At 48.1% G+C, this 24,076-nt stretch carries 19 protein-coding genes; 18 read left to right on the top strand and 1 reads right to left on the bottom strand.

Translation table 11 applies throughout. From position 1 onward, the window contains the following. The 18 genes from B9Z35_RS12970 to B9Z35_RS06120 all read left to right on the top strand — a co-directional run. Nucleotides 1-1,048 (top strand): hypothetical protein (locus B9Z35_RS12970; RefSeq protein ID WP_158268123.1); only part of this gene is annotated, 1,048 nt, incomplete at its 5' end. 8 nt (nt 1,049-1,056) lie between these two features. Beyond that, nucleotides 1,057-2,889 carry a type I secretion system permease/ATPase gene (locus B9Z35_RS06200; RefSeq protein ID WP_108282736.1) on the top strand — a complete coding sequence of 611 codons (1,833 nt, stop codon included), beginning with the start codon at nt 1,057-1,059 and terminating at the stop codon, nt 2,887-2,889. Beyond that, nucleotides 2,886-4,385 carry an HlyD family type I secretion periplasmic adaptor subunit gene (locus tag B9Z35_RS06195; RefSeq protein WP_108282735.1) on the top strand — a complete coding sequence of 500 codons (1,500 nt, stop codon included), beginning with the start codon at nt 2,886-2,888 and terminating at the stop codon, nt 4,383-4,385. Before B9Z35_RS06200 ends, B9Z35_RS06195 begins: the two co-directional genes overlap by 4 nt. A 177-nt stretch (nt 4,386-4,562) precedes the next feature. After that, nucleotides 4,563-5,813, top strand: coding sequence for a TolC family protein (locus B9Z35_RS06190; RefSeq protein ID WP_108282734.1), 1,251 nt, complete (start codon nt 4,563-4,565; stop codon nt 5,811-5,813). Nucleotides 5,814-5,825: 12 nt separating this feature from the next. Beyond that, the gene (locus B9Z35_RS06185) at nt 5,826-7,913 is read left to right on the top strand and encodes a hypothetical protein (RefSeq protein WP_108282733.1); all 2,088 of its coding nucleotides are present in this window, start codon (nt 5,826-5,828) and stop codon (nt 7,911-7,913) included. Beyond that, nucleotides 7,910-8,881, top strand: coding sequence for a class I SAM-dependent methyltransferase (locus B9Z35_RS06180; RefSeq protein ID WP_146178962.1), 972 nt, complete (start codon nt 7,910-7,912; stop codon nt 8,879-8,881). Before B9Z35_RS06185 ends, B9Z35_RS06180 begins: the two co-directional genes overlap by 4 nt. A gap of 4 nt (nt 8,882-8,885) precedes the next feature. Then, nucleotides 8,886-10,739: a glycosyltransferase gene (locus tag B9Z35_RS06175; protein WP_108282731.1), complete on the top strand. Its 1,854-nt coding sequence runs from the start codon at nt 8,886-8,888 to the stop codon at nt 10,737-10,739. After that, nucleotides 10,714-12,975: an exostosin family protein gene (locus tag B9Z35_RS06170; protein WP_108282730.1), complete on the top strand. Its 2,262-nt coding sequence runs from the start codon at nt 10,714-10,716 to the stop codon at nt 12,973-12,975. Before B9Z35_RS06175 ends, B9Z35_RS06170 begins: the two co-directional genes overlap by 26 nt. Then, nucleotides 12,972-14,795 carry a glycosyltransferase gene (locus B9Z35_RS06165; RefSeq protein ID WP_108282729.1) on the top strand — a complete coding sequence of 608 codons (1,824 nt, stop codon included), beginning with the start codon at nt 12,972-12,974 and terminating at the stop codon, nt 14,793-14,795. The genes B9Z35_RS06170 and B9Z35_RS06165 overlap by 4 nt, the downstream gene beginning before the upstream one ends. 227 nt (nt 14,796-15,022) lie before the next feature. Continuing rightward, nucleotides 15,023-15,838 (top strand): hypothetical protein, encoded by an 816-nt coding sequence (locus B9Z35_RS06160; protein WP_146178961.1) that lies wholly within the window; start codon nt 15,023-15,025, stop codon nt 15,836-15,838. 190 nt (nt 15,839-16,028) lie between these two features. Next, complete coding sequence (gmd, locus tag B9Z35_RS06155; RefSeq protein WP_108282727.1) at nt 16,029-17,159, top strand: GDP-mannose 4,6-dehydratase; 1,131 nt, start codon at nt 16,029-16,031, stop codon at nt 17,157-17,159. 6 nt (nt 17,160-17,165) lie between these two features. Then, nucleotides 17,166-18,008 carry a WcbI family polysaccharide biosynthesis putative acetyltransferase gene (locus B9Z35_RS12910; RefSeq protein ID WP_146178960.1) on the top strand — a complete coding sequence of 281 codons (843 nt, stop codon included), beginning with the start codon at nt 17,166-17,168 and terminating at the stop codon, nt 18,006-18,008. 15 nt (nt 18,009-18,023) lie between these two features. Then, nucleotides 18,024-18,953, top strand: coding sequence for a GDP-L-fucose synthase (locus tag B9Z35_RS06145; protein WP_108282725.1), 930 nt, complete (start codon nt 18,024-18,026; stop codon nt 18,951-18,953). Then, complete coding sequence (locus B9Z35_RS06140) at nt 18,950-20,371, top strand: mannose-1-phosphate guanylyltransferase/mannose-6-phosphate isomerase (RefSeq protein WP_108282724.1); 1,422 nt, start codon at nt 18,950-18,952, stop codon at nt 20,369-20,371. Before B9Z35_RS06145 ends, B9Z35_RS06140 begins: the two co-directional genes overlap by 4 nt. Before the next feature lie 5 nt (nt 20,372-20,376). Beyond that, complete coding sequence (locus B9Z35_RS06135; protein WP_146178959.1) at nt 20,377-21,651, top strand: glycosyltransferase family 2 protein; 1,275 nt, start codon at nt 20,377-20,379, stop codon at nt 21,649-21,651. Continuing rightward, complete coding sequence (locus tag B9Z35_RS06130; RefSeq protein ID WP_108282722.1) at nt 21,641-22,327, top strand: hypothetical protein; 687 nt, start codon at nt 21,641-21,643, stop codon at nt 22,325-22,327. Before B9Z35_RS06135 ends, B9Z35_RS06130 begins: the two co-directional genes overlap by 11 nt. 72 nt (nt 22,328-22,399) lie before the next feature. Beyond that, a complete protein-coding gene (locus B9Z35_RS06125) occupies nt 22,400-22,681 on the top strand; it encodes a BrnT family toxin (protein ID WP_108282721.1) in 282 nt (93 codons plus the stop codon). After that, nucleotides 22,681-22,974 (top strand): antitoxin, encoded by a 294-nt coding sequence (locus tag B9Z35_RS06120; RefSeq protein ID WP_108282720.1) that lies wholly within the window; start codon nt 22,681-22,683, stop codon nt 22,972-22,974. The genes B9Z35_RS06125 and B9Z35_RS06120 overlap by 1 nt, the downstream gene beginning before the upstream one ends. Before the next feature lies 1 nt (nt 22,975). Here B9Z35_RS06120 and B9Z35_RS06115 read toward each other — a convergent pair whose 3' ends face one another. Beyond that, a complete protein-coding gene (locus B9Z35_RS06115) occupies nt 22,976-24,064 on the bottom strand; it encodes a glycosyltransferase (RefSeq protein ID WP_108282719.1) in 1,089 nt (362 codons plus the stop codon). Nucleotides 24,065-24,076 lie beyond the last annotated feature (12 nt).

Genomic DNA, 24,076 nt, shown 5'->3' with positions numbered 1-24,076 from the left:
GGATTCGACAGTAGCCGGTACGCATCTCAACAATAGTTTGAAAGATCTAACAAAGTTGGGAGTGAGAGATGTTCATGTTTCTGGTAGCGAGCATGTAAACATTGATTTTGGTACAGAGTCTATTTATCTAGGTGACTCACACATCCCAACCTTTAGCAGTGCATTTGATGTCACGTTAAATGTGCACCAAGCACAATTTAATGAAATTTCTGAAATTTCTAAGTCATTGGTGGAAGCAGGGGTTGATCACTTAGCTGTATTCAGCAGTGACTTGTCAAATGATGAGGTTGGCCTTGCTAACTTGTTTGGCAAGTTAGACAGTGGGTTAGATCTTACGCTTAAGGTTGACCAAGATCAAAATTGGACTTCAGTCAATAGCTTTGTTCATCATGGCGTCGACTTGTTGAGTGGTAGTAACCTTACTGTTACTTCTACGTGGGGTGACCTCATCCAAACTCTGCATGACTCAGGTTTGGGTAATGTGACTATCGAGAGTAACGCTCACGTTACTGTCAGTGATGATTTGTCTTCCGCCCTGTACGAGTCAGGCATGCTGCACGCATTGCCAGATTCAAACATTGCTATCGAGGCTTCGTCGCGTGTTCTTAACACCAGCCTTAAGGCTATGGCTGATTTGGGTGTTGATTCAGTCGTGTCAGAGACTCACCAAGATAAGCTATATGTTCAGTTGGGTATCCAACCTGAAGACCTTCACACCGTTGCCGACTTGGGTGATTTGTTCAGCTCCTTCGGTTTGGATAAGGCCGATCACACGACCTTGTTTGCACCATCTCAAGAGGCAGGCCTGGTACTCGATCAGACATCTTTCAGCACTCTGGGAGCTGAAGGCGTTCACGAATTGATTGGTCAGCTCAGCAAGTTGGGCTTTACCGAACTCGACGTGCTGGGCTCAGATAAGGTCGACACTGTTTACAACATTACCGCTCAGTCACTGCAGTTGACAGAAGTCAGACCATTGGGTGAGTCTGACACTGATTTGCTGGCTATCTTTGACCCACATCACCTGACTACCAAAGTAGTCAAGTAAGATAGGGCATGCTTGACGCTCTAAGTCCTCAAAAAACCGGTATTGCTGCGGCACAGGCGCCTGTGCGCAAAATCCTGATGCAATGCCGCAACGCGTTCTGGTTTGCGTTTGCTTTGACTTTCGTCATCGACTTGCTCAGCATCACACCACTGCTGTACATGATGAACACTATGGACCGTGTTTTGTCTAGCAAAAGTGGTGTCACGCTCGTCTCATTGACTTTTATCGTGATTGCTTTTTATGTGTTTTGGTCTGCCCTTGAGTGGATCCGTACACGTTTAATGGTTCGTTTGTCATTGCGTATCGATTGGGACTTGGCCGCAGACGTGTTCGATGCATCATTCCGCCGTTATGTGGGCCGTAAAAATGTGAACGTGCATCAGTTGTTGTCTGATTTATTGGCTTTGCGACAGTTCTTCACTGGCACGCCTGCAATTGCTCTGATGGATGCGCCATTTGCAGTCATATTCATCTTCATAGGTGCCTTGTTTCACCCCTATCTAGCCATTTTTGCTGCTGCATCATCGGCTTTGATGCTTGCAGTCTCTTATTTCACTGTCAAAGTCACGAGTCCAATCCTCAAAGAGGCGGCTGATGCCAACACTGAGGCTTCACGCGTTGCCGCTAATAGCTTGCGTCATGCCGAGTCCACGCTTGCCTTGGGGATGTTGGGAGCTGTACGTAACCGTTGGTATGACCAACACCGCCACTTTTTAAGTAACCAAGTTCATGCTAGCGAAGCTACCGGCCTGATGGGTGGCATGTCTGGTTTCTTGCAAAAAGCTATGCCTTCTTTGCAAATGTGTTTAGGTACATTTTTGGCCATGGAGGGACTTATCACCGGGGGCATGATCATGGTTGCCTCCATGCTCATAAGTAAATCCGTTGCGCCAATTCAAAAACTTATCGGTAGTTGGAAAGACATCATTGCAGCCCGTCAAGCTTACGAGCGCTTGAATGAACTATTGGCTGAAGACCAACAACGTGGCAAGAGCATGCAGCTGCCTGCACCTCAAGGCCGGCTTGAAGTTAAAACTGCTGCTGCTGTTCCTCCTGGTCATGATAAGGCAGTACTGGCTGAGATCAGTTTCGCACTCACCCCTGGCCAAGTCTTGGCAGTCGTGGGGCCAAGCGCAGCTGGTAAATCATCCCTCGTCAAAATGCTCTTAGGTGTGTGGAAGCCCGCTCAGGGTAGCGTGCGTTTGGATGGCGTCGAAATTTCAGAGTGGAGTCACGACGAAGTCGGCCCGCTTGTCGGCTACGTGCCACAAGAGATTGAGTTTTTCGATGGTACTGTGGCGGAAAACATTGCACGTTTAGGTGAGGTGGATCCTGCTAAAGTAGTGCAAGCCGCCAAGCTCATTGGCATGCACGACAGCATCCTCACCTTTCCTAAAGGGTATGACACGCCATTGGGTGAGACTGGCTTTGCTCTGTCTGGTGGTCAGCGTCAACGCATTGCGATTGCACGTGCAATCTACGGAATGCCAAAGTACGTTGTTATGGACGAACCAAACTCTAACCTCGACGAGGTTGGGGAGAACGCATTGATAACTGCTGTGCAGGCCCTCAAAGATAACGGCGGCACCGTCATCATCACTACTCATCGGCCCCGCCTTGTTAGTATTGTTGACATGATGCTGGTGCTCAAATCAGGTCGTCAGGTGGCCTTTGGTACAGCTAAAGATATGCTTGAGGCAGTGCGTAAGCTCCAAGTCGTGCCCATCGCAGCGTATGGTGCATCTGACGAGTACAACGCATCGGATGCGGACTCTCCCCCTGAGACGCCTCCACCGGTTGCAGCAGCGGCTGTCGTTGGTCGTACTGAGGACGCGGCATGACCAAGCTAAATGAAGTTGTCGCCAAGCTCAAAGTGGTTGGCGAAGCTGTCAGATCGCGCCTCACACCAGAGCTCGTTCTTGACGAACATGGCCAACCCTTGGCCATCCAGCCCTCTCTTAGCAGCAGAGCTATTGCAAAAGCCAAAGAGATTGATGCTCGACTCAGTGCATGGGTCGATACTTGGAACCCCTATAAGCCAGAAACAATTCAAGACCGTGGAAATCGCAATGGTTTGAAGCCAGTTGAGGTTGAAGAGTCAGACATTCGACGAGGAGCAGCCAAGTGGTTCTTGGGATTCTTTGCTGTATTTTTACTTTGGGCATTTTTTGCTCCTATCGATGCGGGTGTTACTGCGCAGGGCACCGTATCAGTTCTTGGTAACCGTAAATCAGTTCAGCACCCCACAGGCGGTGTGGTGCAAGAGATTATGGTTAAAGAGGGTGCCCAGGTTGAGGAGGGCCAGGTTCTGCTTCGTATCAACCCGCTCAAGAGCGAGGCTGAAATGACTGGCGTTGAGTTGCAGTACATCAACCTACTAGCAAGTGAGTCTCGCCTCAAGGCCGAACGTGACAACGTCAACACCATCACATGGTCTGACGAGTTTGATAAGCACTTCAAGCCCGAGGACACCCGTGTTGAAGAAGCCAAAAAGCTGCAGGTGCAGCTCTTTAACTCACGTCGTGCGGAGTACAACAGCCAAGTTGCAAGCCTGAACGAGCAAATCAGTGGTCTTAGCTCCACACTCAACTCTCGAAAAGTCCAGCAGAGAACCTTGACAGAAGAGATGGCCAACACTCGCTCGCTTGCCAAGGACGGCTTCGTGCCTAGCTCTCAAGCCAACTTGGCTGAGCGCATGAAAAGTGATAACGACAGCAACATAGCCACCACGCAAGCTGAAATCGCACGCGCTCGTTTGCAAATCAGTCAGCTTCGTAGCGCCTTGCTTAAAGACGTTGACAACCAGTTGCAAGACATTCAAAAGAACCGCGATGCGATGTCGTCTCGTCTGGACTCTGCCAAGTTTGATCGAGACTTGACTGAGGTGAGAGCCCCTGTGGGGGGAAGCATTGTTGGTCTCAAGGTGTTTACCGAGGGTGGTGTGATTACGGCAGGACAGGTCTTGATGGAGGTAGTCCCCAAAGACGAGACCCTCATCGTCCAAGCCAAGATCCCTGCGACCATCATCGACAAGGTACGTGTCGGTATGCCTACCGACATGCGTTTTACTGCCTTTAACCAGGCCACAACCCCTGTGATTCCTGGCATCGTGACGGTGGTGGGGGCGGACAAAGAACCAGGCGGCAATGAGAAAGACGGTGAGTTCTACCTCGGACAGGTTGAGACGACCAAAGAGGGGTTGGAGCTCTTAGGTGGGCTAAAGGTGCAGCCTGGTATGCCTGTAGACGTTGTCATTAAGGCCGGCGAGCGTTCCTTCATGAGTTATCTGCTCAAGCCACTGCGTGACAAGACCGCTCGCGCTTTCAAAGATTACTAAGCCTTATGGCGTTTGCCATGACGCCTCCATATTCAAATGTTTTGGGTAATCACAAATCCAAAACTATCTATCAATTCGTTCTTGACATTTTTCTAATCAAATCTGTCAAAAACACGATTTAATCATCAAATTCTGATAGATTAGAGCTCAGTTTGATTAACAAGAAAGCCTTCACACATGTTGAAAAAACTCTTTAAACAAGCCGCCCTTGGCGCGCTTGCGGCGGTAGCGTGGGCGGGTCCCGCGAATGCGGTTGACCTTATGACCGACTATCAAAAAGCCAAGACCTATGACCCAACTTTTCAAACAGCAATAGCTGAGCGCCAAGCAAATCAAGCCAGTGCAACTCAAGCTCGTGTGGCCTATTTGCCTCAAGGCAGCTTAAGCAACCAACGCTTGCAAACTGACACGTCTACACGCCAGACCCTGACAATCAGCCAGCCCATCATTGATCTAGGAAACTTTGCAACGTTCCGTATGGCTGAACCCCGTCAAGGCTTTGCAGAGGCCACCTTCTTGGTCAAGCAACAAGACTTGGCTATGAGGTTGCTCAAGGCTTCCAACGCCATTATCTTGGCCAATGAAAACCTTAAGCTCAACGCAGCCAAGATGGCTGCACTTGATCAGCAGACACTGGCTGCCAAGAAAAAGCTCGAATTAGGGCAGGGCACAGTCACTGATTTGCGCGATATTGAAGTTAAGTCGGCTCAAGCCAAGTCTCAGCAACTCACCTTTAAAACTGCGTTGGATGTCGCTGCTAAGCAATACGCCGCAATCACGGGTGAACGTCCCAACGTCAAAGAGTTTGTTTTGGACTCGAAAGACCGAGACATCAAACTCTTGCCAGTCGATCAGTACCTCGATCAAGCGTTACAGAACAATCCTGCACTTTTAGCTGCGCGCTTTACAGAGCGCGTTGCCGAGCTTGAGGTACAGCGTGCTACAGGCTCAATGCTGCCTGTTTTATCCACAACGCACAGTCGCAGTCGATCTACTGGTCAAGACATTAGCTACACCGGTGTGTTGGTTAACGTCCCGTTGCAAGTTGGCAGTTTTTATGCCCGCCAAGGTGTTGAGGCAAGTTACCTTAAGGCAAAAGAGGCAACTCGTGATAGCGAGGAAAAGACTCGTGTTGAAGTAGAAAAACTGCGTGAGCAAATTGAGACAGGCCTTGAAGCCCTCAAGATTCAAAAAGACGCCATTGCCGCTGCCGAACTCAGCCTAGAGGCCAACAAGAAAAGCTACGAAGGCGGTGTGCGCAGCGCTGTAGACATCTTGAACGCCACGCAAACCGTGTTTCAGGTGAAAAGCGATTACGTCACTTTCTTAACCACACAAGTTGAAAGCATCCTCAGTTTGTTACATCAAGTCAGCCCTGAATCGGGTGACACATTGGTGGTGGCTGACAAGTTTCTCTTTGCGCGTTGATAGGGTTTTGTTTTGAAGATCATTGGTAAAGCTGAACAGAAGAAGATTGACCTTCAAATTGCAAACCTTCAGCATAAGGTTGCCGAGCTAGAAAAACAGCTTTCAGCATCCCAAGCCTCGCAGCAAAAGATAGAGGCCACAGCTAAGCAAGCGCAGGTCGATGCTAAAGCGCAGCTAGAAGCCAAAGCCAATGAACTAGCCGCAGCCAATAAAGCATTGGCCGACGCCAAAGCCCAAGCCGCTGCACACGGCCAGAGCAGCAGCCAAGCGCAAGAGTCAGTCCAAGCACAGCTAGACAATAAAACCAAAGAACTTTCTGCAGCTCAAGCTGCCGCGGCAAAAGCCAAGCAAGACGGCGACGCTGCACTGGCCGCCGCCAACAAAGCATTGGCCGATGCAAAGGCTCAGTTAGACGCCAAAACCAAAGAGCTAGCTGCCGCCCAAGCCGCACTGGTCACAGCCAACAAAGCATTAGCCGATGCAAAAGCTCAGCTGGAGGCCAAAACCAAAGAGCTTTCATACGCCCAAGCCGCCGCTGCCAAAGCTAAGCAAAACAGTGATGCAATTCTTTCCGCTACAAAGGCTCAGCTTGAAACAAAGAGCCAAGACTTCGAGGCAAGAAACAAAGAGCTAACCACAGCAAAAGAATTCTCAGTAAAGTTCAAACAAGAACGAGATTTGGCCAACACAGCCTTTGCTGAAGCCAAAGTAAAAATTGAGACTCAATCCAAAGAGCTAACCGCCCTCAAAGCCGAGCGCGACAAGCAAGCCAAACTGGCCCAACAAACCGAAGCCAAGTACCAAGACAGCGCGCAAGAAAACGAGCTGTTGCTCTTGCAGCTCATGCAAGCGCAAGAAGAACTGGTCGAGTACTACGAACAAAAAGGCGAGTTCGAAAAACTCTACCTTGCCTACAAAACTCGTTGGGAGCGTTTAGAAAAACGCCTGCCAAGCTACCTAGACTTTGGCGCGATTGAAATCATCGATGTCGATGGCGTGTCAGACGTGCCATCCATCACTTGGCAAGTCAAAGACTTTGCCCAAGCAGGCGTGGCGCTGAGCGAGTTCAGCTTTGTCACCGTGCTGCATGACGGCCACCCCGGCATTGGCTTGGTCAAAGACGGCCAGCCACACGCCTTTGTGCCCAAACTACTGGGCACTAACAAAGACCAAGTTGCTACTTTCTTGGGCCTAGGTACGACCGAGTTCAAACAGCTCACAGCTGCTGTCAGCATCTTGGACCAGCTCGAAGCAGGGCAGTGGAAGGGCTTTGAGTTCCCCGCTCAGTTTGACCTGAGCTTTTGGCGTCCGTCCATTCAAACCCTCTTGGCCCAGCTCAAGCAGCTGCCAGCCTTGCTGCGCTACGACGAAGTGCGCCTAAAGCGCGAGCTGATCAACCCCGACTACGAACACCTGTGGCTAGAGTTCCGTGGCCTCAGCCTCGGTGCTGCGCAGTGGAAGAAGTTTGAAATCCGCTTGGGCGCAGCCTTGGTGCAGCACGATGGCTTCTCTCATTACCCTAAGTTTGAAATTCCGCTCATTGACGGCAAAACCAAGCCCTTTGATAGCTGGTATGCCGAAAGCCAAGATGACAGCGGGGCCAAGCTAGAGCTGCGCTTTGCGCTGGATAAAAACGTGTTGGACGTGGCCGTCTGGGCCAAACTGGCCGATGCAGACAAAGCCTTGCTCTTGCGCCTCATCTACGCCATGCCCGACGCCCTGAAGCGTTTAGAAAAACAAAAGGCAGCCATTCACCGCCCGTGGGCTACGTGGATCGACTTTGCGACTGATGCAGTCAAAGTGCTAGAGGTCAACAAAGCCGCTGCCAAGCTGCCGGCCCCTGAGACTGCTCAAATTGAGGCAACAGGTAAAACCAAAGCTACTAAAGCCTTACCAGCGCCCGCAGAGCAAGCCAAGCTGCCAGCACCGGCCAAGCTCACCAGCACGGGTGCTAAAGCAGGCAAGGTCATCAGCATCACGGCCAAGCCTGTAGCCAAAAAAGCGGCCAAGCCTGCTGCCAAGCCAGCCGCGGCTAAAACAGCAGCCCAACCAGTAGCAGCTAAATCAGCCGCCAAAACACCGCGAAAAGCTAAAGCGTGATTACAAAAGAAGAAGCCGTCCTAGCCTATCGCCTCATGCTGGGGCGTGACCCCGAGAATGACGACGTGGTCAACAGCCTGTGCCAAAACACGCAAAGCAGTCATGCATTGCGCGATGTGTTTTTAAAGTCGCCAGAGTTTCAGCAGCGCATGGGCGAGCTGCTCAAGCTGCCACAGTCTGTGCGCCATCGCCACCCCTACACACTGCCCAAAATTCCGGTAGAAACCGAAGTCTCTGCCGAGGCTTTGGACCAAATGTTTGAGCGCATCCACAAAGAGTGGGACCATTTAGGCACGACAGAGCCTTTTTGGTCGGTCGTTACCCAGCCGCAGTATTACCAAGCTGAGTTTGAGGCGCACCGCGAGCAGTTCTACACATCGGGCAACCACAGCTGCCAAGTGTTTTTGTCTGCCGTGCGCCGCAGTGGCGTCAGCCCTGCAGACCTCAACACTTGCCTAGAAGTAGGCTGCGGCGTAGGCCGCGTCACGGGCTACTTGGCGGGTGCATTTAGCAAGGTCATTGCGTGCGATATCTCTAAGCCGCACATCGACCTGGCCCAGCAACACCTGCAAGCCAAAAACATTTGCAACGTCGAGCTGGTGCACTGGCACACCGTGCAGCAAATGCAGCAGCTGCCGCAGGTCGATGCCATCTTTTCGGTCATCACCCTGCAGCACAACCCACCGCCTGTGATGGCGTGGATGCTCAGCACCTTGCTGGGCCATTTGCGCTCGGGCGGTGTGGCCTACATTCAGCTGCCCACCTACCGCAACGGCTATATGTTTGAGGCCGAGCGCTACCTGCACAGCACGCCCCCCAGCACTCTGGAAATGCACTTTTTGCCGCAGCACGATGTGTTCAAAATCATCGAGGCTGCCAACTGCCGCTGCCTAGAAATACGCGAAGACGGCATGGTGGGCGACGAAGACAAGATGCTGTCCAACAGCTTTTTGATTCAAAAGAAATAAGCCCATGTTTACTGGATCGCGGCTGACCGTAGACCTAGCTAAGCAGTTTGCTTGGCTGCTACGCAAAGACCTACGCGACACCTTTGCTAGCAAAGACGACCCAGGCTTTGCTGAGTGGTGGCTCATCAAGGGCAGACAAGAGTTTCCGGGCTGGGCCGACAGCCTAGATGCCGATCAGCGCAACGCCTTGTTTGCCAGTGCAGGCACAGCCACCATTGCAGGAGTGCAGCTAGATGTGCCCAAGCTAGCCAGCCTGCTGGCCAAATACCGCCCCGACGCAGTGAAAGAGTTTGCCAAAGACGGCAAGCTGCAAAACGAGCTGTTCTTTGCATGGGTGGTGGTGCGCGGCCTGGCCGATCACCAACTGGCCCAGCACGTCCCCCGCAGCCTAGTGGCCGCCCTAGACCAGCCTGTGCCCGACACTTTGGCCAAAGCGGGTGAAGACGACGCTTCAGCTGCCAATTCAGTGCCTGCCGCCACGCTACTGATGTACCTGCTGTGGCGCTTGATGGACGACAAAACCCAACAAGCCCGCAGCCTCTACACCGCTCAGGGCAGGCTGGCCTTTTTGGGCTGGTTCTTTAATGTGGTGGGCACACTGGGCATCGCCCCCTTGGTGGCAGGTCGCTGGAAAGCATGGGTGCAAAGCCCCGAAGGCGCAGCCGCACTGGCCACCCAAAAAACCACCGCAGCTAAGCTGCCGTGGCTGGCCCCAAATACCAAACAGCAAGCCGCAGCCCCAAGCACCACGGCTGACAAACCCTTTGGCCTGAACATCTATGGCTTCGCCTATGGCGAGCTAGGCATTGGCGAAGACCTGCGCATGGCCGTGGAATGCTGCGAAGCCGCAGGCATTGCCTACCATGTGGTGAATGTGGATGCGGGCGACGCCCGCCAAGCCGATCTGCACCTCAAGGGCAAGGTCAGCGAAGGCACAGAGCTGCCCCCCTACAACACAAACCTGTTTTGCCTGCCCGCGTTTGACACCGTCAGCCGCGTATTTATGCAAAAAGGCGCAGCCGTGTTTGAAGGCTATCGCAACATTGGCTGGTGGCCGTGGGAGCTGGCTGTATTCCCCAAAGCATGGAAGCCCTATGCCTTTGAGCTGGTAGACGAGGTGTGGGCCAGCAGCACCTTCTTAGAAGAAATGTACAAGCAGGCTACAGACAAGCCCGTCAAGCTAGTGCCATTGGCCGTGAGCGTAGAGCGTATGAAGCCCTACCCACGCAAGCACTATGGCCTGCCCGAGAAGAAGTTCTTGTTTTTGTACATCTTTGACTTCAACTCATCCGTGGCCCGCAAAAACCCCATGGCGGCCGTGCAGGCCTTTAAACAGGCCTTTAAACCCACCGACAACACCGTGGGCTTGGTGCTGAAAACCATGAACACCAAGCCAAACAACCCTGAATGGCAGGCATTCTTAAAAGAATGCCAAACCGACAAGCGCATACAGCTGATTACTGAAACCCTAGACCGCCCCGAAGTGCTGGGCCTGATCAACGCTTGCGATGCCTATGTATCGTTGCACAGGGCAGAGGGGTTTGGGCGTACTTTGGCTGAGGCTATGCTGCTGGGTAAGCCTGTCGTGGCTACCAATTACTCGGGTAATGTTGACTTTATGCAGAATGAATTGGCCCATCCTGTTGAATTTAAATTAATTGATTTAGACAGAACTGCATATCAATGGATAGATGTATCTGATGCAGCAGCTTGGGCGGAGGTAAATATTAACGATGCGTCAAGCAAACTAAAGATTTGCACTAATATATTTGATCGAATTAGTATTGATACTGATATTTTTAATGCAAATTACATTGCAAAGAAGATGACGCATGCGTTTGGGAGGCTTGATGCTTAATCTTGTAGAAATTACCAATAAAAATTATTGGCAGTCGCCAGCTATAACTGAGTTGCATGCTTATGAAAATATAAAAAATATTGCAATAACAAAAGAACATCAAGATTTTGAATACATTGCATTTCCTTGGGCAACATTAATTGATTTTCTGCAAACAGGAAAGGAAGTGCCTGACGTTTTGCTTGAAGAGTATCGATCGATAAAAAACAGAACATCTAGATCAAATACTGTTATAACCGTATGCCAGCACATATATTGCTATAGATATTTAAATATATTCAAAGAAGTTGGAGTGACTGATATCTTCTGGGCGCATGCCAAATTCAGTGATACAACTGATCCGACCGTAAAAATTCACGCGTTCCCTCTTTATCCAGTAATCATTCCTGGAGATGATTTTGATGTCAATCTCAAGCGTGATATTTTGTATAGTTTTGTTGGTGCTTACGACCCCAAGTACTATCAAACTGATGTTAGACGTAGAATATTTGATAGTGTTGATGATTCAGTTAAACGAGTAATTGTTGAGAGGAAAGAGTGGCACTATAACGCTCACGTTTATAAGTCTCAAATTGATGGAAAAAATATTGACGTACAGATAGTGAAAGACTTGGAGTCTCGCGAAATTGAATATAGAGCCTTGTTGAATCGATCAATATTTTCTCTTTGTCCATCAGGTTCTGGCCCAAACTCTATAAGACTGTGGGAGAGTTTTGCTTATGGGTCCATACCTGTAATCTTTAAAGACAACATATGCTTACCCGGAAATTTTTCGGAGTGGCAGAATGCCGCACTTTTCTTTACGGAAACACAATCTGGCGTAGATGAATGCATAAAAATGCTTCCGTCACTAGCCAACAATGAGAAGCTATTGCATGAAATGAAGGCCGCAGGAGCCGAGCTGTATAAAAAATACGGCCGTGAGAATTTTATTCATGATATAAAACTCTTGGTAACTGGTTTTATAAATAGTGAAAAAGAAACTAGTATTTTTGATCTTAAAAAAGATAAAGTGTTGATCGTGTTAGACCCTGGTTTGAAAGATTCGGGTTCTCATCATCATCAAATAAATTCTGATATGTTTGATTGTTTTAAAGATCGAGCAGAAATATTTGTGTTGGCAAATGAGAAGTTAAAGGTCAGTGCCGATATGTCGTATGAGACATATCCATGTTTTTCATATTCAGTCTATGATTTTAAATATTCTGATATCTCAAAAATTAACCAGCAGGCGATTAGATTCGCACGCGATATTTCATTGGGGATAGATAAAGTTAATAAGGCAGGCGTGGTTTACATTCACACATGTACACTGCCACTGTTGATGGGGTTAAGTTTTATCATCGGTGAGATATTCAATAAAATTGATGGCGTTTATTTGGAGTTAATGTTTCTGCCTTTCGGTTATGAGTCAGTAAATCCTAATGAAAAAGATAACAACTTGCTTGATTATTTATATGTTCAAGCAATTGAGAAAATATCAAATAAATTAAAAGAGCATGGAAAGTTTTTGAGTATTGCAACATCCAATGCACAATTTAGATCGACGTATGCACAGATGTTTGTCAAGAAAAACAACCATCAAATAGAAATTGATATTCATCCTCATGTGATGCTGAGCAATAATTCTCTTGCAGTGAAGACTAGTAAACCTAAGTCGCGTTTAGTCGATGGTGTTAATGCATTGTTACATGCGGGTGATCCTAGACCAGGAAAGGGACTTTCTTGGATAAAAAATAATATTTCAAAACTAATTAATAGCGCTCCGAAAAATGTTAATTTTTACTGTCACATAAATGAGATTAGATTTCCCAAAGATTATCCGCAAGTAGTGTCAGATGTAAAATGGATAGAAGATTTCTCCGTGGAGAATCCGAGATTAATAATCTTGAGGGATCGTATAAGTAGCGATGAATGGTTTGATTTTCTGTCTAAGTTTGATTATTTTATTATTCCAAATGACGTCAGTCACTATAAAAACAAAACATCTGGGGTAGTTATGGATGCTGTCTACTCGCTCGAAAGCGCTGAAAGAGTTTTTGTCTTTAAAGAGACATTAATTTATAAAATTATGCATGATGAAAACTTCCGTGTGTCAATGATTGAGGATCTTTATTCAATGCTTAGCACTTTCACCCCAAGGTTACAAGGCGAAAATGTAGAGATTATTAATAGCTCGAAGATCTTTAAAGAACCTCATGCTGCATTTGCTGGAAGACAGTTGAGGTTGGTATGAGAATATTAATCGTTACGCCTACATTTAACTCTGAGAAGTATATTTGCGAATGTTTAAAAAGTGTTCTTGATCAGTCTTTAGATTTTTCCCAGATTACACATGTTGTAAAAGACGGTGGTTCAAGTGATAACACGATTGGTGTGATCAGAAGTTTTCTAACACGATATATAGAGATAATTTCTGCAAAGAAAATAAATTTTGTTGTCGAAAGATCGGCTGATTCTGGAATGTATGACGCGATTAATCAGGGCGTTGCAATAGGTGATGGATCTCAGCATGGGGCCAATTTTGATTACGATCTTGTTTTTTGGCTGAATTCAGATGATAAATTAGCCAATGATTTTGTGCTCAATATTTCTAATCAACCAGATGAGGTAAGAAATAAATGGTTTATCGGTAGAGCCTTGGATATAAATGAAACCGGAGAAGTAATAACCGATACGCCACATTCCAAGATTGACTTAGAAAGATTGTCATCTGGGGATTTTAATTTTCGGGGGGGGGCTTGGCTGAGAGCTGAATCAGTCGCTATTGGCTATGATCTATTCAAGAAAGCGGGGGGGCTGAATCCAATTCTAAAGTTAGCTGGCGATTATGAGTTGTTTGTAAAGTTGTCTCGCTTAGTTCCACCAACTTGGGTTGACTTCAGAGTCAAAGAATTTCGATTACATTCAAATCAGCTATCAAATGATTTAATTAAATATGAGTATGAAAGATTTTCAGCTTATCGAAAATTTAATGAGAATCAAATTCAGCATTCTGAATTTAAGGGGCCAAAGCCTAAGGTGGTATTTTACCCTGATTACACATCTGGTAATCCGTATCAGCAAATGATGTATCAGTCAATTGAGGCTGTAGGGTTTCAGACATTTGAAAAATTGGATGCGTATTTGTCTTTAGAGTTAAACTTTAAGAAGTTTGATATATTACATATCCAGTGGCTAAACGATATCATGAGAAGACCTCATGAAGAGGTTGTCTTGATAGTAGAAAAACTAAAGACACATATAAAGAATTTGATCAGTGCAGGAAAGAAAGTCATATTTACTGTTCATAACATAGGATCGCATGAGTCTACTAATATAGATTTGGAAAAAGATTTAACCTTATTTCTATTTCAGGTTTGTGCAAAAGTACATGTGCATCATTCGATTGTGTCATCTCAGATGTTGGCATTTTATGGTACTTTGCCATGGGGAAGCCTCGTTATCGCCGAGCATGGCCCATATTCATCGACTTCGGGCGCACAAAATATAAATAATCTATTATTAAATTTTGGTTTGGATGTCAGAGACTCATATATTGTAGTCCCAGGCCAAATTCGAAAGTATAAGGATATGGAGATCATAAAACTTTTTATCAATGAAATTTCAAAAAAAAATAATGATTTGCCTATAGTTATGGCAGGGCAGTTTCATCCTGAGTTGAGTGAAAAAGATAAGAGTTTCTTCTATAAAAGAAATGTCAGAATCTCACCTATTAGACTTAATGATGAACAATATAATTTGCTTGTTCAAAATTCGTTATTTGTTTTTTTGTCTTATAAAGATATATCTACTTCAGGATCTCTGTTTCACGCCGTTTCAAATGATGCATTAGTGCTCGCACCTGCGTTAGGTACAATTCCTGCCTACATTGATGATGGGATTACTGGTTGCTTGTATGATAACAAATCAGTTGAGAGTCTTTTTGAGGCAATTGATAAGGTGTTTTTTATAATAAAAAATCATGATAGAAATTTTATAATTAATAATATCAGAAAGGTTTCTTACGGACTGAGTTGGTCAGCTTTGCAGATAAAATTATTCTGTTTTAAGTAAATAATTGGTATTGTAAAATTACTAAATTAAATTGTTTTTATGCGGCCATATAATATTGCACAAGCTAGTTAATCTTCCAAAAGTACATTAAAATTATTGGCGTAATAAGCTACGCGTGCAAAAAATTTTATATCAATTTCAATTATCTAATCACTTCACTTTTAATTATGATCATTTTTTCGCAACGTCCCACTGATCATTCAAGACTTGGTAATTCACTAGTGTGGATGTCAAAAGTTCAAAATTTTCTTGACTCTTCTAATCAATCTTGCTGTTTTCCGTGGGGTATAGAGAACTTTGGCAATTATTTGGAAGAAACATCTTATTGGATGCAAAAAAATAATGCTGATGATATTTATCGTGCTCTAACTAATAGGCAGTTGAGCGCCAAGGATATTAGTCATATTTCAAGGCTTGTTGAACATGATTATGAGATTGAAAATAATCTACAGCCTTATAGCTGGGATAATATCATTACTTTTTCTGAAAAGTTTAATTTCCTTTATATTTCTGGGAGGGTCGATATTAACGATTATGAAGTTATGAAATTAATCAATGATAATGAATTGACGATATTTCATGAGCCTTATAATTTAACTTATTTACCCCAATTTTCAGAAGTTTGTTATTCAAATATAGCTCCGAAAATTGATCTATTAAACACGCAAGCTCAATTTATAAATTCATTAAGTTTTGGTAAGAGAAAAATTGGCTTACACATAAGGCGAGGCGATTATATTGAGTGGCAAGGTGGTAAATATTTTTATGATGATGAATTCTGGATTGCAATGGTCAAGAAAAATGTCGACAGAGATTGTGCTGTTTTCATTTTTACGAATGAAATCAACAACGAGTTTCATTCTAAAATTAAACAATTAGGTGCATTTGTTAGTTGCGAGGATTATTATATTGATTTTGTGAGAATGATGTTAATGAATGAGATATATGGGCCGCCTAGTACATTTAGTGTTTATGCTGTAAATATTGCCAAAAACTGTTTTGGTTATGATGCCAATTTTAATTGGTTGCCTGCTAAATTCTAATATTAAGTTAATTGATATTTTTATCAGTATGTTTGTGGATGTGTTTATTAATGCGAATATTGGTTTTTAAATTTTTTATTTATATCGAATTTTTAAGGGTTTGAATAATTGTTTTTAATGACTTTTCTTAGTTCGAAAATTGTATTTTAATTTCAGTAATTAACTTAATTTTTAAGAAAGTAACTTCTCAATGTCAACAAAACACAAAATTGCGCTCATCACAGGTATTACCGGTCAAGATGGATCATACCTTGCAGAATTTCTTTTAGAGAGGGGGTATGAAGTTCACGGCATCAAACGCCGTGCATCGCTGTTCAATACAGACCGTATTGACCATATCTACCAAGATCCGCATGCAAACAACAAAAACTTGCATTTGCACTATGGTGATTTGTCAGACACCAGCAACCTCACGCGCATCATTCAAGAGGTGCAGCCAGACGAAATCTACAACCTAGGCGCCCAAAGCCATGTGGCTGTGTCTTTCGAGTCACCCGAATACACAGCCGATGTAGACGGCATGGGCACACTGCGCCTGCTAGAGGCCGTTCGCATGCTGGGGCTAGAAAAGAAAACCCGTTTCTACCAAGCCTCCACATCCGAGCTATACGGTTTAGTGCAAGAAATACCGCAAAGAGAAACCACGCCTTTCTACCCACGCAGCCCGTATGCCGTGGCCAAGATGTATGCGTATTGGATTACGGTCAACTACCGCGAGGCATATGGCATTTACGCCTGCAACGGTATTTTGTTTAACCACGAAAGCCCACGCCGTGGCGAAACCTTCGTCACCCGCAAAATCACCCGTGGCATGGCCAATATTGCCCAAGGCTTGGAAGACTGCCTGTACATGGGCAATATGGATGCCCTGCGCGACTGGGGCCATGCCAAAGACTACGTGCGCATGCAGTGGATGATGCTGCAACAAGACAAACCGCAAGACTACGTCATTGCCACAGGCGTTCAGTACTCTGTGCGCGAGTTCATCAGCAAAACCGCTCATCAACTGGGCGTGACCTTGGCCTTTGAAGGCGAGGGCGTGAACGAAGTGGCCAAGGTGGCCAGCATCACCGGCGACAACGCCCCCGCACTGAAGGTGGGCCAAGTGGTGGTCAAGATTGACCCACGCTATTTCCGCCCCACCGAGGTCGAAACCTTGCTGGGCGACCCCAGCAAAGCCAAAGCCAACCTAGGCTGGGTACCAGAAATCACCCTAGACGAGATGGTGCAAGAGATGGTGGCGCACGACCTTAGCAAAGCCAAGCAACACGCATTGCTCAAGCAACATGGCTACAAGGTGGCCGTTGGGGTTGAGCGCTAATTTTTTATGAAAAAAAGTTGCTTATTAATTGCTAATTGTTTTGTAAGCGAGTTGCAAAGACATTTGTCGCAATCTCAAATTTTTATTGATGAATATGATTTCTCTATTGTTTCAACTTACACCCAGCCACCTGAGAATTACCTTTCATTGCTTAGTAATGCAGATTTGGTGATTTCTCAAAATGTAAAAAATATTGATTATTTTAAAAATTCATTTATATCCGAAAATTTAAAAAAAAATGCATTGCATATTTCTACTGAGTTTTGGCGATTTGATGGTTTTTGGCCTGTTACATCGCAAAATCATAGAAAAAACAACTGGTTCTGGTTTCCAGTAGATGAATTTGGGCTCGATCTTTCTTTTTCTGATTACATGAATTATCAAGTAGATGATGATTTAATCGATGCTAATTTTTTCTCCGAGTTGAACAAATTTCGAGAGATTGATCAATATTCTTCGATAAAAATAGCTCCTTTGTTTGAATCAATTTATAAAAATGAGCGTACTTTTTCAGATCATTGGCATCCAATGCCAGTTTTCTTTTTATATATTTGTCAAGAAATTTTAAGGCAATTAAACATATCTGATAAATTAAAGCCGATGCTAGCTAATTCGATTAATGGTAATCGCTACCGGTTGATTAATAATTCTATTAGAAATAAGTTGGGTTTGAATTTTTCAGATGGCAGACTAATATTCTTAGGTCGAGATATATCAACTGAGGAGTATTTTAATTATGCGAAGCATGTTCAATCAAAAGGCTTTATCGATTCGCCTGATTTTTCGATGAAAGACTTTTCAAATGAATTTAATCTATTCATGGATTTTAAATCTGCATCCAATTGCTAATTACAGGTATTTTGCATGACGTTTGACGCCAAAATTTACGTAGCTGGCCATCGTGGTATGGTGGGTTCGGCCATCGTGCGGCGCTTAAAGGCGGATGGTTATCAGCACATCATCACCCGCACACACGCCGAGCTAGACCTGACGCAACAAACCGAGGTAGAGGCTTTTCTCAAAGCCGAAAGGCCCGACTATTTGTTTATCGCAGCGGCCAAGGTGGGCGGCATTCATGCCAACAACACCTACCGTGCCGACTTCATCTACCAAAACCTGATGATGGAGGCCAACCTAATTCAGGGCGCGCATGCTGCAGGCATTAACGACTTGATGTTTTTGGGCTCTAGCTGCATTTACCCGCGTGACTGCCCGCAGCCCATTAAAGAAGAATATTTGCTCACAGGCCCGCTAGAGCAAACCAACGAGCCTTATGCCTTGGCCAAGATTGCGGGCATCAAGCTGTGCGAGAGCTTTAACGCCCAATACGGCACACGCTACACCAGCGTGATGCCGACCAACCTGTATGGCCCAGGTGACAACTACGACTTGCAAAACAGCCATGTGTTGCCCGCGCTGATACGCAAAGCCCACGAAGCCAAGCTGCGCGGCGATGCCGAATACGTGGTGTGGGGCAGCGGTAAGCCCATGCGCGAGTTTTTGTATGTAGACGACCTAGCCGACGCCTGCGTGCAGCTGATGACAGCGGGCTATCACGGCCCTTTGCTCAACATTGGCACGGGTGTGGATGTGACCATCCGAGAACTGGCTGAGCAAGTGATGAAAGTGGTGGGCTTTGAAGGGCGCATTGTGTTTGACAGCACCAAGCCCGACGGCACACCGCGCAAGCTGCTAGATGTGTCAGCCGCCGCCGCCCAAGGCTGGCGTGCCAAAGTGGCTTTGGCCGATGGCATACAGCTTGCGTACCAAGACTTTTTAAAGAACTACGCATGACGCAATTAGTACCTGTGATTTTGTCTGGCGGCACTGGCTCACGCTTGTGGCCTCTGTCACGCGCAATGCGCCCCAAACAGTTTTTGGGTGTAACCGAAGATGCTTCGTTGTTTCAGCTCACGCTGAAGCGTTTGCAGGGCATCACGGCCGATGCCATGCGGCCCATCGTGGTGGCCAACAACGACCACCGCTTTTTGGTGGGCGAGCAATGCCGCGAAGCGGGTGTAGAGCCGCACAGCATCGTGCTAGAGCCCATGGCACGCAACACCGCGCCCGCCATTGCAGCCGCTGCACTGGCCGCCCAAGCCAACGGGGCTGACCCCGTGCTGCTGGTGTTGCCATCAGACCATGTGTTTGCCAATGTGCCTGCTTTTCACCACGCCGTGCGCGTAGGCCTAAAGGCGGCAGAAGGTGGGGCGTTGGTGACGTTTGGTATCGTGCCCACGCATGCCGAAACAGGCTATGGCTATGTCAAAGCCAGTCAAGCGCTAGACGCCAATGCCGCCGTGCCCGTGCAGCAGTTTGTAGAAAAGCCCGACCTTGCCACCGCACAGGCCTACCTTAAAGACGGTAGCTACACCTGGAACAGTGGCATGTTCATGTTCAAGGCTTCGGTGTTTTTAGAAGAGCTTGGCAAGGCCAACCCCGCCATGCTTCAAGCCTGCCAAGCCGCATGGACCAAGGCACAAAAAGACCTAGAGTTTGTGCGCTTGGACAAAGAAGCATTTGCCAGCAGCCCATCCGACAGCGTGGACTACGCCGTGATGGAGAAAACCAGCAAAGCCGTGGTCGTGCCGCTTGATGCAGGCTGGAACGATGTGGGCGCATGGTCTGCCGTGTGGCAGGTGCTGCCGCAAGACGCCCAAGGCAACGCCACCCGAGGTGACGTGCTGCTAGAAGGCGCAACCAACAGCTATGTGCATGCCGACAGCCGCCTAGTGGCTCTGATCGGTGTGGACGACTTGGTGGTGGTCGAAACCACCGATGCCGTGCTGGTGGCCCACAAAGACAAAGCCCAAGATGTGAAGAAGGTGGTAGACCGCCTGAAGGCTCAAAAGCGCCCCGAGGTAGACCTGCACCGCGAGGTGTTTAGGCCATGGGGCAGCTACGACAGTGTGGACAGTGGTGGGCGCTTTCAAGTCAAACGCATCACCGTCAAGCCCGGGGCCAAGCTGTCGTTGCAAATGCACCATCATCGCGCCGAGCATTGGGTGGTGGTGTCGGGTACGGCATCGGTTCGATTAGGGGACGAGGTAAAACTAGTCACAGAAAACGAGTCGGTATACATCCCTGTGGGTGTGACGCATTCGCTAGAAAACCCTGGCAAAGTGCCGTTGCATTTGATAGAGGTGCAGTCTGGCTCTTACCTGGGTGAGGACGACATTGTTCGGTTTGAAGATTTGTACGGAAGAGCTTGATTGCCATGAGTAACAAAACATCTGCAGCGCCCTTGGTGTCGGTGGTGATGCCATCGCTCAACCAAGTGCAGTTTTTAGAGACTGCAGTTCGTAGTGTTTTAGAACAAGACTACCCGCACGTTGAGCTGATCGTGGCTGATGGCATGTCTACCGACGGGTCGCTAGAGCTGCTGATGCAGCTACAGGCGGAGTATGGCGAGCGCTTGCGCTGGTCTAGCCAGCAAGACGGCGGAGCCGCCGAAGCGCTGAACCACGCCATAGCCCAAGCGCATGGTGATGTGGTGGGTTGGCTTAACTCAGACGACATGTACACCCAAGGGGCCGTGGCCCGTGCTATGGCGCATTTTGAAAAGCACCCTAAGCACCAAATGGTGTACGGCCAAGGCCAACACATCAATGTGGCGGGCGAGGTGTTGGCCAATTACCCCACCAAGCCGCCGTCTACTCCGCTGGATGTGTTTGCCGATGGCAGCTTTATTTGCCAGCCCACGGTGTTCATGCGCCGCGAGGCGCTGACCCAAGTGGGCGAGCTAGATGCCAGCATCAAAACCGCGTTTGACTTTGATTTGTTTGTTCGTTTTTTCAAGCGCTACCCACGCCAAATAGGCATGGTGCGTCGCGTGCAGGCGTTTTCGCGCTTGCATGCAGCCTGCATGACGCAGCGCCTGCGCCGCCAAGTGGCGCTAGACGGCATGCGTGTGGTGGCCAAAGAGCTAGGCACAGTGCCCGAGCATTGGTTTTGGACGCATGTGGACGAAATGTGCGCCAGCTACCCGCTGGGGCCAGATGCGCTGCCGCTGGTTAAGCAGCTGGAAGCGTTTTTGAAAGAGGCCAGCGCCTACCTAAAGCCAGAAGTGCTGAAAGGGCTGATAGAGCGCCTGAAGGTTGACTGGCGCCTGCGCCTAGCCACGCCCGAGCTGTTTGCTACCGTGCAGCCCGATGCATGGGCCAACAAGCAACTGACCATCAAGTACCGCTGGCAAGGCAAGCCCACTGCAGCCGTGCTGGTGCGCTGCAATGCGCCGTGGCCAGAGCCAGGCAAGCTGCGCCTGAAGGTGCTAACGCCCAGCGGCAAAGTGCAACGCAGCGTGCTGGATGTGCCAGACGACTTTGTGCTGCGCTTTGAAATACCCGAAATCATGCAAAGCGGCTGCATGATGTGGACGGTAGAAACCAGCCAAGGTTTTGTACCCGCCAAGCACGACAAAGCATCGACCGATAAGCGTAAGCTGGCGTTTCAGGTGTTAGAGCTGTCAACCGAGGATGCAGATGGTGTTTAATTTTTTTGGTTTGAAGAAAAAGCCTGTCATCGAGGATGTAGAGGCCAAAGTACCCACGCCAGTGGCCAAGCCCGCACCGATGACGTTTGACGAGGCCTTGGCTGCGCAAGCGGCTGCAGAGGCGGCTGCTAAAGGGCAGGCTGCGCCGGAGGCTGTTGCACCAGTTGCACCGGCCCCTGAGCCAGCGCCTGCACCTGTGGTGGCTGAGCCGGTTTTTGCAGTAGCTGCGGAACCTGTGGCAGATGCAGCGCCTGTGGCTGTGGCTCGGGCCGTTGTTCAGGCTGAACCAGAAGCACCAGCGGCTGTTGCTGTTGCGCCTGTTGTTGCTGTGGCCGCAGAGGCTGCGCCAGCTTTACCGGCGTCTGATGCCGCGCCAGCCGCTGAGCCCGAGGTGTTGGGTCAGATGGACACGATGAAGGCCACACGCGAAGACGTGATTGCCGCCTACAAAATCTTCTTAGGCCGCGTGCCCGAGTCGATGGAAGTGGTTGACCCCCGCGTGGGCGTAGCGTCCGCAGCGCTGCTGGTGGACTTTTTGGCATCGAAAGAGTTTTTAGACCAAGGCCCCAAGTCGCAACTGGTGCTGGCAGTGGCTAAAAAGATCTTGGATGAGCGCAAGCAAGCAGCTGCTGCTGAAGGTGCAGCTCCAGCAGAGCAAGGGCAGCCAGCGGTTTAAGCGGCATTTACTTTTTGCAAAGCGCGACATTTCGGTGTTGCGCTTTTTTATTTGTGTGCATAAAATGCACACATGAACAGCGCCAAGATTTACAACTGGAATTCAGATAAGAATCAGTTGCTGATAAAAGAACGCGGTATTTCTTTTGAACAAATCGTGTTTGAAATTGGTTCTGGAAATGAGTTGGATGTGCTGGAGCATCCGAATCAAGAGAAGTACCCGGGGCAGAGAATTTCGATGGTGCAGGTTGATGACTATGTGTATGCAGTGCCATATTTGGAAACAGACACAGAGATTTTTCTAAAAACGATCATCCCAAGCCGCAAGGCAACCAAGCAGTACAGGAGCGAGTGATGAAAAGCAAAACAAAAGCTGAACCGAAGTACGATGAAGAAGAGTTGGAAATTTTGCAGAACTTAGAGGCCGGTACTCTAAAGCCAGTGGCTGATGTGAATAAGCAAATCAAAGCGCACCGCGCAGCTGCAGACGCCACGTTTAAAAAAGACCAACGCTTAAACATTCGCATCTCGAGCCGCGATTTAAAAAGTTTGCAAGCACGAGCGCTGGAAGAAGGTATTCCGTACCAAACTTTTGCAGCAAGTTTGTTGCACAAGTTTGTGAGTGGCCATTTGGTGAGCCAGCGATAAATTAACGTAAGTACGTTTTCAAAATGGGCCTGTATTTAGAGGCCAAGGCTTCGTGCATGAACTGTGCACCGTCGTTTTGGCCCTGAGTATTGGGCCCTTTTTTTGCGCGCTCGTAGGCCTGTTCAAGCTGTTGAACGGCGCTTCGTTCGTCGGGGTCGGCCCACCAGCTGGGCTCAGTCAAGTGGGGGTAGTCTTTGGGGCCCACGTCGGCACGCTGCCAGTTAACAAGCAGGGCGTTTTGCGGGGTGAGGTAGTCTTGCGGGCCCGAGAAATCGGTGCTGACCACATGCAGGCCGTTTTGCAGGGCTTCTACCAGCGTGCGACCAAAGCCTTCGCTGCGGTGCAGCGACAGGTAGCAGTTGGCGCTGTTGTAAAGGTCGGTCAGCTCGCCTGGGCTGAGGGTGTCTTTGATGAGTTTGATACGCGGGTGCTTAGGTATCCAGCCCAAGGCTTTGGTGCCCATGTTTTGCCAGCGGCTGATTTTTAAGAACAGATAGGCTTCGGGGTGGCTGTTTGCAAACTCCAAGAACACGCGCAGCACCGCATGTGGGTTTTTGCGGGTGAGGGTGGAGTGCAGGTCAAACATGTAGAGCGACACAAAGGCCTTGGCCGGTACTTTGAGCTCTTTGCGAAAGTTGCGGCCCGTGGGCGCATGCTGCACCACAGGCAAGGGCAGCGACAGCGTGAGCTGGCGTGATTTGGCAAAGAAGGCCTGCTGCACAAAGCGGGTGGGGCACCAGATGTGGTCTACCAGTTTGAGCGCGGCGGTGTGTTGGCTAGGGAAGTCGGGCAGTTCCCACAAGAAGTAGCCAATTTTGCGTTTGGGTTGGCTAAAGAGCTGAGGGTGAACGCGGGCGAGGTTTTGGCACTCCATGGCCGACATAAAGAACACACTGGTGTCGTAGTCGTGCGTGGTCATGTGTTGCCATTGCACGCTGACTTGGCCTTGTACATCGGTGGGGATGTCGATCACGGAAAACGGAATTTCTAGGTGGTCAAGCATGGCCGCGAACGACCGCAAGTCTTCGCCCAGACCCATGGGCGAGGTGGCGTAGCCGATGAGGTTGAAACCTTTGGAAGATGAATGCATCTAACGATGATA

Origin of the sequence: Limnohabitans sp. Jir61 (assembly GCF_003063545.1) — a bacterium.
In the GTDB taxonomy this organism is placed as follows: domain Bacteria; phylum Pseudomonadota; class Gammaproteobacteria; order Burkholderiales; family Burkholderiaceae_C; genus Limnohabitans.
The sequence above is the reverse complement of the archived record's forward strand: the minus strand, read 5'-3'. Positions and strand labels throughout refer to the sequence as shown.